The organism is Jiangella alba (genome assembly GCF_900106035.1).
Lineage (GTDB): Bacteria > Actinomycetota > Actinomycetes > Jiangellales > Jiangellaceae > Jiangella > Jiangella alba.
The window spans coordinates 1,999,727-2,014,265 of the sequence record NZ_FNUC01000003.1 but is presented as its reverse complement, the minus strand read 5'-3'; the positions used below and the strand labels follow the sequence as shown (position 1 = coordinate 2,014,265).

Genomic DNA, 14,539 nt, shown 5'->3' with positions numbered 1-14,539 from the left:
CGTCCTGCGGCGACGCGCCCCGGAGTCCGGGGACCGCGCCGGCAGGGGGAAACCCGGCGGCTCGGCAGCACGCACCGGGACGCCGCCGCGGATGGTCCGCGACGGCGGGGCGCTCAGTGCGAGAGGACGGGCGGGCCGCGCCAGGCCGGCCCGGAGCGGGCCAGGATCCACCGGCGCACGGGCCGGGGCGCGGCGAACGCGGCGGCGGCCGGCGCGGGCCCGGGCGGCGGGCAGCAGCGGACCAGCCGCAGCGCCCGGACCACGCCGCACAGCGCGGCCAGCGACCACACCAGCCGCTCCCCGCAGGCCAGCGCGGCTCCGACGACGAGCGTCGCGACGACGTGGGCCAGCACCATGCCAGGCCCCGGCGTCACCACGGCGGCCGAACCGCCGTGGTCACCACCGGCGCTGAGCAGGTGGAACACCACCTGCGACACCCCGGCGACCGTGACGATGCCGCCGAACCCGCGACGCCGGTCGGCGGCCGCGACACAGCTGACGACGAGCAGCCCGGCGCACAGCAGCAGACCGGGCGACAACGGCGGGCTGCCGCCCGCGGCCACATGCGCACCCATGGACATGAGCAGGCAGAACGTGGCCAGCACAGCACCGCGCACGAGGCGCGGCAGACCACGTCCGGGGGACGGCACGGCCGACATGTTATCCAAGCCCGGCCGACCGGCGCCGGGCCCGGAACGAGCGCAGCCGCAGGCTGTTGGTGACCACCAGGACCGACGACAGCGACATCGTGGCGGCCGCGATGAGCGGGTTGAGCAGCCCGGCCGCCGCGACCGGGACGGCGGCCAGGTTGTACCCGAACGCCCAGACCAGGTTGCCGCGGATGGTGCTCAGGGTCTTGCGGGACAGCTCGACCGCGTCGACGACGGCGCGCAGGTCGTCGCGGACGACGATGATGCCGGCCGCGCGCATGGCGACGTCGGTGCCGTCGACCACGGCGATGCCGAGATCGGCCGCGGCGAGAGCGGCGGCGTCGTTGATGCCGTCGCCGACCATGGCGACCCGGCGGCCATCGGCCCGCAGCCGCTCGACAGCGGCGGCCTTCGCGGCCGGCAGCACCTGCGATCGCACGTCGTCGATGCCCGCCGCACGAGCGACGGCCGCGGCGGCCGCCGGGCCGTCGCCGGTGAGCAGGATCGTCCGCAACCCGAGCGAGCGCAGCCGGGCGACCGCGGGCGCGGCGGACGGCTTGACGGTGTCGGAGAGCGCGATGACGGCCTGCGCCGTCGCGCCGGCCGCGACGACCACGGTCGTGTGCCCGGCGGCGCCGCGCCGGTCCAGCTCGGCGCGCAGCGACGCGGGCACCTCCACGCCCTGGTCGAGCAGCAGCCCGGGTCCGCCGACCAGGATCTCGCGGCCGCCGACGACCGCGCGGACGCCCAGTCCGGGAAGGGTGCGGTGATCGGTGGCCGCCACCTGGGCGGCGCCGGTCTCGTCGGCGTGCGCCACGACCGCCCGGGCGATGGCGTGCTCGGAGCCGCGTTCGACGGCCGCGGCCAGCGCCAGCACCGCGCCGGCGTCGGCCCCGTCCCGCGCGACGACGGCGTCGACCCGCATGATCCCGGTGGTGAGGGTGCCGGTCTTGTCGAAGACCACGGCGTCGATGCGGCCGCTCGCCTCGAGCGCGTCGTGGCCCTTGATGAGGATCCCGAGCTGCGCGCCGCGGCCCACGCCGACCATCAGCGCGGTCGGCGTGGCCAGGCCCAGCGCGCACGGGCAGGCGATGATGAGCACGGTGACGGCCGTGCCGAAGGCGTCGCGCGGCGCCGCGCCGGCCAGCAGCCAGCCCGCCAGCACCACCGCCGACAACGCCATGACCGCCGGCACGAACACGGCGACCACTCGGTCGACCAGAGCGTGGATGCGGGCCTTGCGCTGCTGGGCCTCCTCGGCCAGCGCCACCATCTGCGCCAGCTGGGTGTGCGCGCCGACCCGTTCGGCCACCACCTCGAGGCGGCCGTCGCTGCTGACCGTCCCGCCGACGACGTCGTCGCCGGGGCGCACCTCGCGCGGCACCGGTTCACCGGTCATGGCGCTGACGTCGACGGCGGCGAGCCCGGCGCGGACGCGTCCGTCGGCGGCGATCGTCTCCCCCGGCAGCACGACGAACACCTCGCCCGCGCGCAGCTCGGCGGGCGCGACGAGGACCTCCCGCCCGTCGCGCAGCACGCGGACGCTCACGGCCGCCAGCCGGTCCAGCGCGTTCAGCACGTCGCCGGCCCGCCGCCGCGACCGGGTCTCGAAGTAGCGGCCGGCCAGCTGGAACGTCGTCATCGCCGCGGCGACGTCGAGGTAGAGGGAGTCGGCGCCGGCCGGCGTCATGCCGTACCCCAGCCAGTAGGCCGGCTCGTCCGAGCCGATCGCCAGCGTGACGACCGCCCAGCCGAACGACGCCGTGATGCCGAGCGACACCAGCGTGTCCATGGTGAAGCTGCGATGCCGCAGGTGCCGCAGCGCCGCCCGGTGGAACGGCGCGGCCGCCCAGAACACGATGGGGACGGCCAGCGCGACGCAGGCCGCCTCCCAGAACGGGAAGCGCCACTCCGGCACCAGCGCCAGCACGATGGTGAGGTCGCACAGCGGGATGGTCAGCAGCGCCGCCACGATCAGCCGGCGGCGCAGCGAGGCGATGCGGTCGGTGCGAGCCCGGCGGCTCCACTCGTCGTCGCCGCGCTCCCAGGGCGCGGCGTCGTAGCCGGCCGCGCGGACCGCCTCGACCGCTCGCGCGGCGTCCGCGGCCGGCACCCCGGCCACCACCGCGCGCTCGGTGGCGTAGTTGACGGTCGCGGTGACGCCGTCGAGCGCGTTCAGGGCCCGCTCGACGCGGCGCGCGCAGGCCGCGCAGGTCATGCCGGCCACCTGCAGCTCGAGCAGCTCGTTGGCGTCCGGCCGGACGGCGGTGTCGCTCACGGGTGCGCCTTCCCGTCGCGCGCGGCCCGTTCGCCGAGCCGGCGCAGCATCTCGTTGTAGGAGTCGAAGTCGTCGTCGAGCCCGCTGTCGAAGTGACGGTCCCGGCGGCGCGCCTCGCGTTCGTCCGAGCGCGCCCACTGCAGGCCCAGCGCCGACATCACCAGCAGCAGCGGGATCTCCCCGCCGGCCCAGGCGATGCCGCCCCCGGTCCGCTGCACGCCGTCGAGGTCGCCGATCCACGGGAGGTCGAGCAGGCGGTAGTACTCCTCGGCGATGACGGTGTCGCTGTTCATGAGGATGACGCCGAAGAAGGCGTGGAACGGCATGGCGGCCAGCACGAAGCCGAGCCGGCCCAGGTGCGGCAGCGGCCGCGGCGGCCGGTCGACGCCGACCACCAGGCTGAAGAACAGGTAGCCGACCACCACGAAGTGCAGGTTCATCAGCTGGTGCGCCCAGTGGAACCGCATCGCGTCGCCGAACAGCCCGGTCAGGTAGAGGCCGTAGTACGAGCCGATGAAGACCACGAACACCAGCAACGGGTGGTACGCGAGCCGCAGCAGCCCTGATCCGAGCAGCGCCGTCAGCCACTCGTGCGGGCCGGCGGCCGCCCGCGGGCCGGCCGGGCGGGCCGCGCGCAGCAGCAGCGTCGTCACACCGCCCATCGCCAGGAGCACCGGCGCGAGCATGTTCAACGCCATGTGCACGCCCATGTGCACGCTGAACGACGGACCGGAGTAGCGGCCCAGCCCGGACGACGTCACCACCACCACGACCAGCCAGCCGGCCGTCCACGCGGCGGTCCGTCCCACCGGCCAGAGGTCGCCGCGCCGGCGCAGCCGCCGCACCGCCAGCAGGTAGATCAGGACGGCCACGGCGGCGAGGACGGCGAACAGGACGTTCGGCCGCCAGGCCGTGACCAGCGCGGCGGCCGACGGCGGCGCGTCGACGTCGAACCCGAGGAACACCTGCGCGTACGAGGTCGGCACGAAGTACTGCGGCGGCGGGATGCGCGTCATGGCGACGCCGGCGCCGAGCCAGCCCGCCACCGCCACCACCGCCGTCGCGAGGCACCACATCAGGCGGCGGCCGGTCAGCGCGCCGCGCCTCGTCCACCACCAGGCCGCCGCCAGCGCGGCGCCGACGACGACCACCGCGGCCAGCCGCACGACGGCCAGCCGCCCGGTGCCCGGCCCGAGCAGTGGCGAGCCCGCGAGCTTGAACCACGTCACGGCCAGCTCCGTGGCGAGGACGAGGGGCAGCCCGGTGGCCAGCAGCCGCGCGGCCCGGCGCAGCGTCTCGTGTTCCAGCACCCGGCTCGTCGCGGCCCGCAGGCCGAGCACCAGCACCGGCCCGAATGTCGCCGCCACCAGCACCACCTGGATCGCCGCGGCGTCCACGCCGACGTCGTGGTCCGGCCCGACCAGCACCTGCCCGACCACCACCGGGGCCAGCATGCCGAGCACGCCCGCCCCGAACGGCACGAGCAGGCCCGGCCAGCGGCGCGCCAGGAACGCGCCCGCCGCGACCACCGCCGCGCACAGGGCGGTCAGGATCCACGCCTTGGGCAGGTCGGAGAACGACACCAGGTACGGCAGGTGTCCCGGCAGCACCGCGCTGGACAGCGGCGCTCCCCCGGCGTCGGCCGCCTCGGCCAGCACGGACACGGCCGCCGCGGACAGCCACACCAGCGCCGCGACCTGGACCGTCGTCAGCGTCAGCCCGCGCGACAGCCGATCCCGCCCGCCGCCGCGGCGCGGCCGCAGGAACAGCGCGACGACGATCCCGCCGACGGCGATCAGCGCGGCGACGTCGGCCACCAGGCGCGCCACCGCGGTCGTGACGGGCACCGCCGTCCCCGGGAAGTCGACATGGATCGACGCGTAGACCGCCGCGTCCTGAGCCACGGCCGCCGCGATGCCCGGCCCGCCGGCGACACCGGCGGCGAGGACCGCCACCGCCGCGAGCGGCGCCCGGCGGCGGGACAGCCGCAGCCCGGTGACGTCCGGGGCCGCGGCCGTCGCCGGCCGGTCCTCCAGGTTCAGCTGACGCACGCGCCGCACGCTACCGTTCTCTACATGAAATAGAGAAATCGGCGCCCGCTATGTGCACCGCCCCCCTCCTACCGGCAGGATCTCTACCAGCAGTAGAGTGGCCAGCATGGCCGGTCAGCGGCGCCGCGCCAGCGGCGAACTCGAACTCGACGTCCTGCGCGTGCTCTGGAGCAACGACGTCGCGCTCACCGCCAAGGAGATCCAGGAGGTCTTCGCCGAGCCGGTGCCGGCCTACACCACCATCCTCACCACGCTCGAGCGGCTGCGCGCCAAGGGCGACGTCGTCCGCGCGGGCGAGGGCAGCCGCGGGTTCCGCTTCACCGCGGCGCATTCGGAGTCCGAGCACACCAGCCGCGTCATGCTGAGCCAGCTGGCCACCTCCACCGATCGTTCCGCGGCGTTGCTGAAGTTCGCCGGCAACCTCGACGCCCGCGACGTCGACCTGCTCCGCGACGCCCTCACCCCGCGCCGCGCGCGGCGGCGTTCGGACTGAGGCCCGCTCCGTGTCGATCGTCCTCGCGCTCCTCGGCTACGCGCTGCTCACCGTGCTGACCGCTCCGGCCGTCATCCGCGGCCGCTGGTCGATCGGCCATCCCCGCTGCGCGCTGGCCGCCTGGTACGCCTTCTTCGGCACCGGCCTGCTGGCCAGCGCGGCGAGCCTGGTCGTCGCGGTCGTGCTCGCGTCGCACCGGCACGCGACGGACGCGCCCTGGTCCGACCCGACGGTGCTCGTCCTCTTCGCCCATCTCGCCCTGGCGGGGCTCGGCGCGGTCATCGCGCTGGTCGCCGACCGCACCGAGCCGATGCTCCACGACGAGCACGCGACACAGCACAGCCTCACCGGCCTCGCCCAGGCCCTGACCTACGACGTCGAGCACCGGCACGGCGTCCAGGTCAGCTACGTGCGCTCGCACGAGGCGTTCGTCTGCGCCGTCCCCGGCCGGCCGGCCCGCGTCCTCGTCTCGTCGGCCGCCGCCGAGGCGCTCACCCGGGCGGAACTGCTCACGGCCGTCGAGCACGAGCTCGCCCACCTCCGCGGCCGGCACGCGACCGTGCTGCGCCTGGCCAACGTCAACGCCGCCTGCCTCCCCGGCGTGTCGGCCGCGCAGGCGATGCGGCGCTCGACCGCGCTCCTGCTCGAACTGGCCGCCGACGACGCCGCGGCCCGCGCCCACGGCGCCGTCGCCACGGCCGGCGCCCTGCGGACCATGGCCGGCCGCACCGGCGACGAGTCCATGCGGCTCCGGGCCGAGCGGCTCCTGAACCGGCCGCCCCGGCCGCGCGCCCTGACCGCCATCGCCTAGATGTTCTGACCGGGGAGGTTGGGCACGCGGTCGATGGGTGACTTGCCGTTGAGGCTGGTGTGGCCGCGGTGGTGATTGTAGTGGTGCAGCCAGGTCGGGTAGGCCGCTGCGCGGTCGGCCTCTGAGCGGTAGGCGCAGGCGTAGGCCCATTCCTCGAGCAGGGTCCGGTTGAACCGCTCGACCTTGCCGTTGGTCTGGGGACGGTACGGGCGGGTGCGTCGGTGTTTGATCTTCTTGCCAAGGGTCTTGGCCCACAGTCGTGACCGGTAGCAGGAGCCGTTGTCGGTGAGCACGGCCTTGACCGTGATGCTGTGCGCTGCGAAGTGAGCGTTGGCGCGCGTCCAGAAGGCCGCCGCGGTCTCCTTGCGTTCGTCGGTGAGGATCTCGGAGTAGGCCAGCCGGGAGTGGTCGTCCACGGCGTGGTGGAGGTAGACGTAGCCGCGTGAGGGTGATGCGCCGGCGCGGGCCGCGTGATCGGCTGCCGCGTTCGCCCGTCGGGCTTGTTCTGAGCCACGTCCGAACATCCGCCAGCCGCCGCCGTCGGGGATCCGGCCGAGCTTCTTGATGTCGACGTGGATCAGGTCGCCGGGCGTGGCGTGCTCGTAGCGGTTCTTGTCGCGCGAGGAGGTCTTGATCCGGGTGCCGGTGGCCGGATCGGTCCACTTCAACCGCGGGCATCGGTACCGGACCAGCACCTGGTGGACAGTCGAGGGGTTCAGGCCCAGGTGGTAGGCGATCCGGGCCGGGCCCCAACGTCGAGTCACCCGCAGCTTCACGACCCGGTGCTCGATGCGCTTGGGCAGCTGGTTCGGGCTGCGTCGCGGACGCGAGGACCGGTCGACCATGCCGGGCTCGCCGAGTTCGCGGTAGCGGTCGGCCCAGCGACGCGCAGTGGTGATGCTGACTGAGAACCGTTCGGCCGCTCGGGCATACGACCAGCGCTTGTCGACGACGAGCCGAGCCAGACGTAGTCGTCCGGCTGGAGCGAGGGTGGCGTTAGCGTGGGACACGAAGACCTCCGTGGTGAGACGTGGGTGCGTGGTTGCTCCACACCTCACCCGGAGGTCTTCGTCATGGTCCAGCCGACCCGCCGTACCTAACGTCCGTGGTCAGAACACCTAGATGAGTGAGTCCGAATGGGTTCGCCGGACGGGTACGTGGCTGTGGCCGGCGTCCGGCCGGTCCGGTGAGCCACACCGCTCACCCTCACCGGCCAGTACACCCCTATTCAAGGCGCGCTGCACCCCACATCAGAGCCGGTTCGATCGATGTCAGATCGCTGCCGAAACGACGCGGGGTCATGGTCGTGGACGCGACACCGTGCTCACATCAATCACGCAGCGATCTCACAACGTCGCGTGCGAGGCCGGCCGAGCGAAGGGAAGAACCCATTCGGACTCATTCATCTAGGCGGCCCTGACGCGCAGGCTCCGCGTCAGGGCGGGGATCATCACCGCCGCGGCGAGGAGGTGCAGCCCGACGAGGGTGACGGTGGTGGCGGCGTTCGCCCCGAAGAGCAGCGGCGGCACCAGCGAGATCGCGGTCAGCGTCACCGCCGTCCACACGAACCGCCGCGCGGGGCGGGCGCTCCACCGCAGCAGCGCGGCGGCGATGACGACGCCGACGACCGAGAAGACGCCGGTCACCACGGCGAGCCCGGCCACCGGGATCGTGTCGCCGCCGGAGACCTCGAAGTCGACGCCGGCGGCCCGGGCCAGCGCACCGGCGAGGGTGGTGGCGGTCACCGCCGTGAGCGCGGCGAGGGCGCCGGTGCCGGCGAGCCCGCTCATGCCGTCCCTCCGTCCGCGGCCAGGCGCTCCGGCAGCCCGAGCCGCGGGAACCGGTCGGCGTGGAACGTGACGATCTCGGTGATCGCCCCGCCGGTGGCGCGCAGGACGTCGATCGTCAGGGGGAGGTACGCGCCGGCGTCCTCGCGCCACTGGTAGAAGGCGACGGCGGGCTGGCGGTTCACGGCGGTGGAGACGGCGCGCAGGCCCTCCATGCGCTCGAAGCCGTCGTCGACCCAGTTGGTCACCACGGCGTCGCGGCCGATGTGCAGGCCCGGCGTGGGCGGCATCGAGCAGCGGACGTCGTCGCGCAGCAGCGCGGCCAGCGCGTCGACGTCCGTGGCGACACTGGCGTCGGTGTAGCGGCGCACCAGCTCGCGCGTCCCGGCGTCGTCCTCGTCGCCGGTCCAGTCCTGCCGCTCGGCGGGCAGGTGCTCGCGCATGCCGGCGCGGGCCCGCTGCAGCGCGCTGTTCACGGAGTTGACGGAGTCGCCGAGCAGCTCCGCGACGTCTTTCGCCGGCCAGCCGAGCACGTCGCGCAGGATCAGCACGGCCCGCGGTCGAGGCGCGAGGTGCTGGACCGCGACCAGGTACGCCAGCTCGATCGTCTCCCGCGCCACGGCGACGGCCTCGGGCTCGTCCGCGTCACCCGCGGGCAGCTCGTCCAGCAGCCGGTCCGGGTAGGGCTGCAGCCACAGCACCTCGCCGCCGGTCGCGGGCTCGGGGCGGCGCTTGGCGAGCAGGTCCAGGCAGGCGTTGGTGGCGATGCGGTACAGCCACGCCCGCAGCGTCGACCGCCCCTCGAACGTCTCGCGCCGCCGCCACGCACGGAGGAACGTCTCCTGCACGGTGTCCTCGGCGTCCTCGAACGACCCGAGCATCCGGTAGCAGTGCACGTGCAGCTCCCGCCGGTGCCGCTGCGCCAGCCCCGAGAACTCCGCCTCGCCGGCCTCGCCCAGGCCGCCGACGCCCAGTTCCGCCAGCCACGCATCCACACTCATCGCGCCATCCTTCCGTCACGTCGACCCTTCGTACATGTGACGGCTGCGGGCGCGACAACTCATCACCCGCGGCAGACCTAGGGGTTGTCGTCGCCGGCCAGGGGGACGCCGCGCTGTTCGAGGTCGTCCAGCAGGGCCAGCCCCTTGCGCGCCCAGTCGATCTCCATCTGCGCCTTCGCCACCTCGCCCTCGAAGGCGAACTTGCGGAACGCGACGATCGCCTCGTGCTCGGCCTCGGGCCGCCGGCTGAGCCGCTCGCGCAGCAGCGAGACGCGGCGGGCGTCGAGGTCGTCGAGCATGTGCTGCCAGCCCTGCAGGGCCCGCGCGTAGTGGCCGATGTGCTCGTGCAGCTGGCGCCGCGCCGCGTCGTAGCTGGACTGCTCGAAGTGGGCGGCCTTGAGCCGGTAGGCGTCGCGCTCGGACTGGTACGGGATGAGCTCGCCGGACCACCGCCGCAGCTCGGCCCTACCGGCGTCGTTGATCGAGTAGACCCGCTTCTGCGCGCGGTCGCCACGCGGCACGACGTCGGCGTCGATCAGGCCGTCGCGCTCCATGCGCCGCAGCTCAGGGTAGATCTGGCTGTGCGGCGCGCTCCAGACGTAGGCGATGCTGCCGTCGAAGTACTTGATCAGCTCGTACCCGGTCATGGGCTGGGCGGTGAGGGTGGCGAGCAGCGCGTGGCGCAGCGACATGGGGTGTCCCTACATCAGCAAACCGATGAATATCCGCAACAGTACCGAACGACTCATGTGGCCTCGCGCAGCAGCGCGCGGACGCGGTCGGCGGTGAGCGGCAAGGTGGTCACCCGGGCGCCGGCCGCGCCCAGCGCGTCGGCGACCGCGTTGGCCACGGCGGCCGGCGTCCCGACCATGCCGGACTCCCCCGCGCCCTTGGCGCCCAGCGGGTTGCCCGGTGCGGGGTGCTCGAGGACGATCACCTCGACGTCGGGCAGCTCACCGGCCGACGGGAGGCGGTAGTCGCCGAGCGTCGTCGCCATCGGCTGGGCCCGCTCGTCGTAGCTGAGCTCCTCCAGCAGCGCGGCGCCGATGCCCTGGCTCGCCGCGCCCGCCAGCTGGCCGCGGACCAGGGCCGGGTTCACCGCGCGGCCGACGTCGTGGGCGACGACGTGGCGCACGACGCGCACCCGCCCGGTATCGCGCTCGACCTCCACCACGCTGAGCGCGGCGCCGAACGAGAACGTCGGATGCGGCTTGTCGAAGCGCGCCCGGCCCTCGCCCACCTCCTGGAGCGGGCACGACGCGCCCCCGGGGGCGTGCGCGCGCCCGTCGCGGAACTCCACGTCGCCGGGCTCGGCCCCCAGCAGCTTCGCGGCCTTGGCGCGCAGGTCGCGGGCGGCCAGCAGCACCGCGTTGCCGGCCACGGGGGTGGACCGGCTGGCGAACGCCCCGAACCCCATGGGGACGGCGTCGGTGTCGTGGTGGTCGACGCGCAGGCGGTCCATCGGCACGCCGAGCTCGTCGCCCGCGACCTGCGCCAGCACCGTCTCGACGCCCTGGCCCAGCGACGCGACCCCGACGTGGACGACGAAGCTCCCGTCCGCGGCGGGCACGATGCGCGCGTCCTCGAACGGGCCCATGGCGCCCACCTCGACGTAGGTGGCGACGCCGACGCCCGCGCTGACGCCGTCGCCGGACCTGGCCGCCGCCTCGCGGCGGAGCTCGTCGTAGCCGGCCCGCGCGAGCAGGGTCTCGAAGGACGACCCGAACGCGCCGCTCAGGTAGCTGATCGGCGGGACCGGCGCCGATCCGGCGTCGAGCGACCAGGTGAACGGCAGGTCGTCGTCGCGGATGAGGTTGCGCCGGCGCAGCTCGGCCGGGTCGAGCCCCAGCCGCCCCGCCAGGACGTCCAGCAGCCGCTCGCGGACGAACGCCGCCTCCGTCATGCCCGGCCCGCGGTAGGTGCCGACCGGCGTGCGGTTGGTGAGAACGCCCGTGGTCTCCAGCGCGAACGCCTCCCACCGGTACGGGCCCGGCAGGTGCAGCGCCGGCAGCAGCTCCGGCAGCGTGCCCTGCGACCTCGCGTAGGCGCCCTGGTCGCACCAGGCGCGGTCGCGGAAGGCGAGCAGCCGGCCGTCGGCCGTCGCGGCGATCTCGAGCTCGTGCTCCTGCTCGCGGGCGTGGTTGGTGGCCACGAAGTGCTCGGTGCGGTCCTCGATCCACTTGACCGGACGCCCCAGCCGCAGCGCCAGGAACGCCACGAGGTAGTCCTCCGGGTAGGCCTCGCCGCGCACACCGAAGCCACCGCCGACGCTCACCTCGACGATCCTGATGTCCGCCGGGTCGATCGCCAGCATCTCGCCGAGCGCCGCGCGCACGGCGTGCTTCACCTTCGCGCCGCCCCAGAGCGTGAGCCGGCCGGTGACGGGGTCGATCTCGGCGATGGCGCCGCGCGTCTCCATCGGGACGGCGGTGTGCCGGTGCATCCGCAGCCGCTCGCGGACGACGACGTCGGCCCGGGCGAACGCCGCGTCGACGTCGCCGTGGCGCAGCGGGTAGCTGCTGACGACGTTGTCGCCGAGGCCGGGGTGGAGCACCGGCGCGCCGAGGTCCGCCGCGCTGGCGAGGTCCGCGACGACGTCGAGCTCGTCGAGGTCGACGTCGACCAGCTCGGCGGCGTCCTCGGCCAGGTAGGGGTCGGTGGCGACGACGACGGCGATCGGCTCGCCCACGTACCGGACGACGCCCCGGGCCAGCGGCGGCTGGAGCACCCGTCTGGCCCGGGGCGTGTCGGCGAGCGGCAGCCGGATAGGGATGCGCACGTCGGGGAGGTCGTCGGCGGTGATGACCGCCAGCACGCCGGGCATGGCCGCGGCGTCGGCGGTGTCGATGCCGGCGATCCGTGCGTGGGCCACCTGGCTGCGCACGATCCTGGCGTGCACCTCGCCGTCGCGACACACGTCGGCGACGTACCGCGCCGCGCCGGTGAGCAGCGGGAGGTCGGCGAGCCGTTCGACGTCGGCGCCGACGAGTCCGCGGACTCGGGTCATGGGTGGTCCTCCCTCAGCCGTCGCAGGGTCCGCCCCACCAGGACGGCGACCAGCTCGCGCCGGAACGTCGCGCTCGCGTGCGGGCCGTCGGCGGGGTCGCAGCCCGCGGCCGCCGCGCGGGCGGCGGCGTCGATGTCCTGCTCGGTCAGGGCCGAGCCCAGCAGTGCGTCCTCGGCCTCGCCCGCGCGCAGCGGACGTGCGGCGACACAGCCCAGGACGACGCGTGCGTGCGTGACCCGGCCGCCGTCGTCCAGCGCGACGGCCACGGCGACGGAGACGAACGCGAAGTCGCCCGCCCGCGGGCTGAACTCGGCGAACGCGCTGCGCAGGCCCGCCGGCGGGGCCGGGCACCGGAGGTCGACGACGATCTCCTCCGGCTCCAGCACGGTCATGAACGGGCCGGCGAAGAACTCCGCGGCCGGAATCGCCCGTTCGCCGCCGCTGGAGCGCACCGTGACCGACGCGTCCAGGGCGGTGGCGGCCACCGGCAGCTCGGCCGCGGGGTCGGCGTGCGCCAGGCTGCCGCCGAGCGTGCCGCGGATGCGGATGGGATGGTGCCCGATGAGCGCGGCGGCCTCGCGCAGGACCTGCCACGGACCGCTCAGGACGGCCGACCGCTCCAGCTCGTGGTGACGGACCAGCGCGCCGACGACGAGCCCGGTGTCGTCGGCGCGCAGGGTGTCCAGTCCGGGCAGGCGGCCGATGTCGACCAGATGGGTCGGCCGGGCGAGGCGGTAGGCCAGCAGCGGGACGAGGCTCTGCCCGCCGGCCAGCACCTTGGCGTCCTCGCCGGCCTCGTCCAGCAGCGCCAGCGCGTGCTCGAGCGACTCGGCGCGGGCGTAGGCGAACGGCGGCGGCTTCACGCCACGTCCCCGGCCAGCTCGCGCTGCGCGGCGAGGACCGCCCGCACGATGGGCGCGCCGCCGGTGCAGCGGCACAGGTTGGACGTCAGGACCTCGCGGACGCGCTCGGGCGACGCGCCTGGCTCCGCGCGCAACAGGCCCAGCGCGAGCATGAGGAAGCCGGGCGTGCAGAACCCGCACTGCAGGGCGCCGTGCTCGTGGAAGGCCCGCTGCAGCACGTGCAGCTCAGGCCCGTCGGCCAGCCCTTCGACGGTCTCGACGTCGGCGCCCTCGGCCTGCACGGCCAGCGTCAGGCAGGACCGGACCGGCCGGCCGTCCAGCAGCACCGTGCAGGCGCCGCAGACGCCGTGCTCGCAGCCCAGGTGCGTGCCGGTGCGGCCGTCGTCGCGCAGCGCGTCGGCGAGCGTGCGCCTGGCCGGCACCCGCAGGGTCGCCGGCCGGCCGTTGACGACGACGTCGACGGCAGCGCTGTCGTCCTCCCCGATCCAGGTCATCGCCGCTCCTCTCACTTATGTATCACCATACGTATCGTCATAAGCAGCCGTCAACGCCCGCTCAGGCGATCTGGTCGAAGGCCACGGCGATCCGCTGGGTGCGCCACCCGGCCCCCAGCGCGAGCGACAGCAGGATCCGGGCCTTGAACGGGTCGAGCGCGCCGGCGGTGAGCAGCCCGCGGGACAGCAGGTCGCGCTCGGACCCCGGGAACCCGTACGTCGCGCGGAACCCCTCGCCGGCGCCGCAGCGCGAGGCCAGCACCACCGGGATGCGCCGGGCCAGCCGGGTGACGTCCTCGACCAGCTGGCCGGGCACATGGCCGGCGCCGAACCCGGCCAGCACGACGCCGCCGAACCCGAGGTCGGCCAGTTCCCGCAGGACCCGCCCGTCGTCGCCGAGCGCGATGGTCACGAGTGCGACCGGCGGCGGCTGGGTGCCCAGCGGCGCGCCGATGACGACCCGGGCGGCCGGCCGCAGCGGTATTCGCACCCGGTCCTCCGCGAGCCAGCCGAGGGGCCCGGCGCTCGGCGACGCGAACGCCGACGGCCGCGACGTGTGCAGCTTGCGGACGAACCGGGCCGCGTGGATCTCGTCGTTCATGGCGACGACGACGCCCAGCCCGCGCGCCTCGTCACCGGCCGCCACCCGGACGGCGGCGAGCAGGTTGGCCGGCCCGTCCGCGCCGGGCTGACCGGGGCCGCGCAGGGCGCCGGTGACGACGACCGGCCGGTCGGTGTCGCTCAGCAGATCGAGCGCGAACGCCGTCTCCTCGATGGTGTCGGTGCCCTGGGTCACGACGACGCCGTCGCCGCCGGCCGCGACCAGCTCGCGCACCCGCCCGGCGAGCGCGATGAGGTCGGTGAGCCGCAACTGCGCACCGGGCAGCCGCCGGAACTCCTCGGCGTCGATCGTCGCCACCTCCGCCAGTTCCGGCACGCCCGCCACGAGCGCCGCCGCGTCCAGGGCGGGCTCGACGCCGCGCCCGTCCGCCCTGGTCGTCATCGCGATCGTGCCGCCGAGCGAGAGCACGTGCACCGTCCGAGTCATGCGCCCCTCCTTGACGATAGGAATCAACTGACGTTAGCGTTTACGTATCTTAATAC

13 protein-coding genes are annotated in these 14,539 nt (G+C 74.7%); 2 read left to right on the top strand and 11 right to left on the bottom strand.

Annotated features, from left to right (window positions below; genetic code table 11):
- Window positions 1–113: 113 nt before the first annotated feature.
- The 3 genes from BLV02_RS11785 to BLV02_RS11775 are packed head-to-tail and all read right to left on the bottom strand — an operon-like array spanning window position 114 to window position 4,979.
- Window positions 114–650 (bottom strand): hypothetical protein, encoded by a 537-nt coding sequence (locus BLV02_RS11785; RefSeq protein WP_141711888.1) that lies wholly within the window; start codon window positions 648–650, stop codon window positions 114–116.
- Between the two features lie 10 nt (window positions 651–660).
- A complete protein-coding gene (locus tag BLV02_RS11780; protein WP_245737726.1) occupies window positions 661–2,928 on the bottom strand; it encodes a heavy metal translocating P-type ATPase in 2,268 nt (755 codons plus the stop codon).
- Window positions 2,925–4,979 (bottom strand): cytochrome c oxidase assembly protein, encoded by a 2,055-nt coding sequence (locus tag BLV02_RS11775; RefSeq protein WP_216094616.1) that lies wholly within the window; start codon window positions 4,977–4,979, stop codon window positions 2,925–2,927. Before BLV02_RS11775 ends, BLV02_RS11780 begins: the two co-directional genes overlap by 4 nt.
- Before the next feature lie 106 nt (window positions 4,980–5,085).
- Here BLV02_RS11775 and BLV02_RS11770 point away from each other — a divergent pair, with 106 nt between their 5' ends.
- Both BLV02_RS11770 and BLV02_RS11765 read left to right on the top strand, forming a co-directional pair.
- Window positions 5,086–5,472: a BlaI/MecI/CopY family transcriptional regulator gene (locus tag BLV02_RS11770; RefSeq protein WP_069115223.1), complete on the top strand. Its 387-nt coding sequence runs from the start codon at window positions 5,086–5,088 to the stop codon at window positions 5,470–5,472.
- Window positions 5,473–5,482: 10 nt separating this feature from the next.
- Entirely contained in the window at window positions 5,483–6,283 is an 801-nt protein-coding gene (locus BLV02_RS11765) for a M48 family metalloprotease (RefSeq protein WP_069115180.1), read from the top strand.
- On the opposite strand, the gene BLV02_RS11760 is transcribed toward BLV02_RS11765, so the two are convergent.
- The 8 genes from BLV02_RS11760 to BLV02_RS11725 form a co-directional block, all read right to left on the bottom strand.
- Complete coding sequence (locus BLV02_RS11760; protein ID WP_083412375.1) at window positions 6,280–7,293, bottom strand: IS481 family transposase; 1,014 nt, start codon at window positions 7,291–7,293, stop codon at window positions 6,280–6,282. The genes BLV02_RS11765 and BLV02_RS11760 overlap by 4 nt on opposite strands.
- Window positions 7,294–7,689: 396 nt before the next feature.
- Window positions 7,690–8,073 (bottom strand): DUF6069 family protein, encoded by a 384-nt coding sequence (locus BLV02_RS11755; RefSeq protein ID WP_069112678.1) that lies wholly within the window; start codon window positions 8,071–8,073, stop codon window positions 7,690–7,692.
- A complete protein-coding gene (locus BLV02_RS11750; RefSeq protein WP_069112679.1) occupies window positions 8,070–9,071 on the bottom strand; it encodes an RNA polymerase subunit sigma-70 in 1,002 nt (333 codons plus the stop codon). The genes BLV02_RS11755 and BLV02_RS11750 overlap by 4 nt, the downstream gene beginning before the upstream one ends.
- 77 nt (window positions 9,072–9,148) lie before the next feature.
- Complete coding sequence (locus tag BLV02_RS11745) at window positions 9,149–9,763, bottom strand: PadR family transcriptional regulator (protein ID WP_069112680.1); 615 nt, start codon at window positions 9,761–9,763, stop codon at window positions 9,149–9,151.
- Between the two features lie 53 nt (window positions 9,764–9,816).
- Window positions 9,817–12,078, bottom strand: coding sequence for a xanthine dehydrogenase family protein molybdopterin-binding subunit (locus BLV02_RS11740; protein ID WP_069112681.1), 2,262 nt, complete (start codon window positions 12,076–12,078; stop codon window positions 9,817–9,819).
- Window positions 12,075–12,941 (bottom strand): FAD binding domain-containing protein, encoded by an 867-nt coding sequence (locus tag BLV02_RS11735; protein ID WP_069112682.1) that lies wholly within the window; start codon window positions 12,939–12,941, stop codon window positions 12,075–12,077. The genes BLV02_RS11740 and BLV02_RS11735 overlap by 4 nt, the downstream gene beginning before the upstream one ends.
- On the bottom strand, window positions 12,938–13,435 hold the full coding sequence (locus tag BLV02_RS11730; protein WP_069112683.1) for a (2Fe-2S)-binding protein: 498 nt from the start codon (window positions 13,433–13,435) through the stop codon (window positions 12,938–12,940). Before BLV02_RS11730 ends, BLV02_RS11735 begins: the two co-directional genes overlap by 4 nt.
- 61 nt (window positions 13,436–13,496) lie before the next feature.
- Entirely contained in the window at window positions 13,497–14,483 is a 987-nt protein-coding gene (locus BLV02_RS11725) for an asparaginase (protein ID WP_069112684.1), read from the bottom strand.
- Window positions 14,484–14,539: the final 56 nt, after the last annotated feature.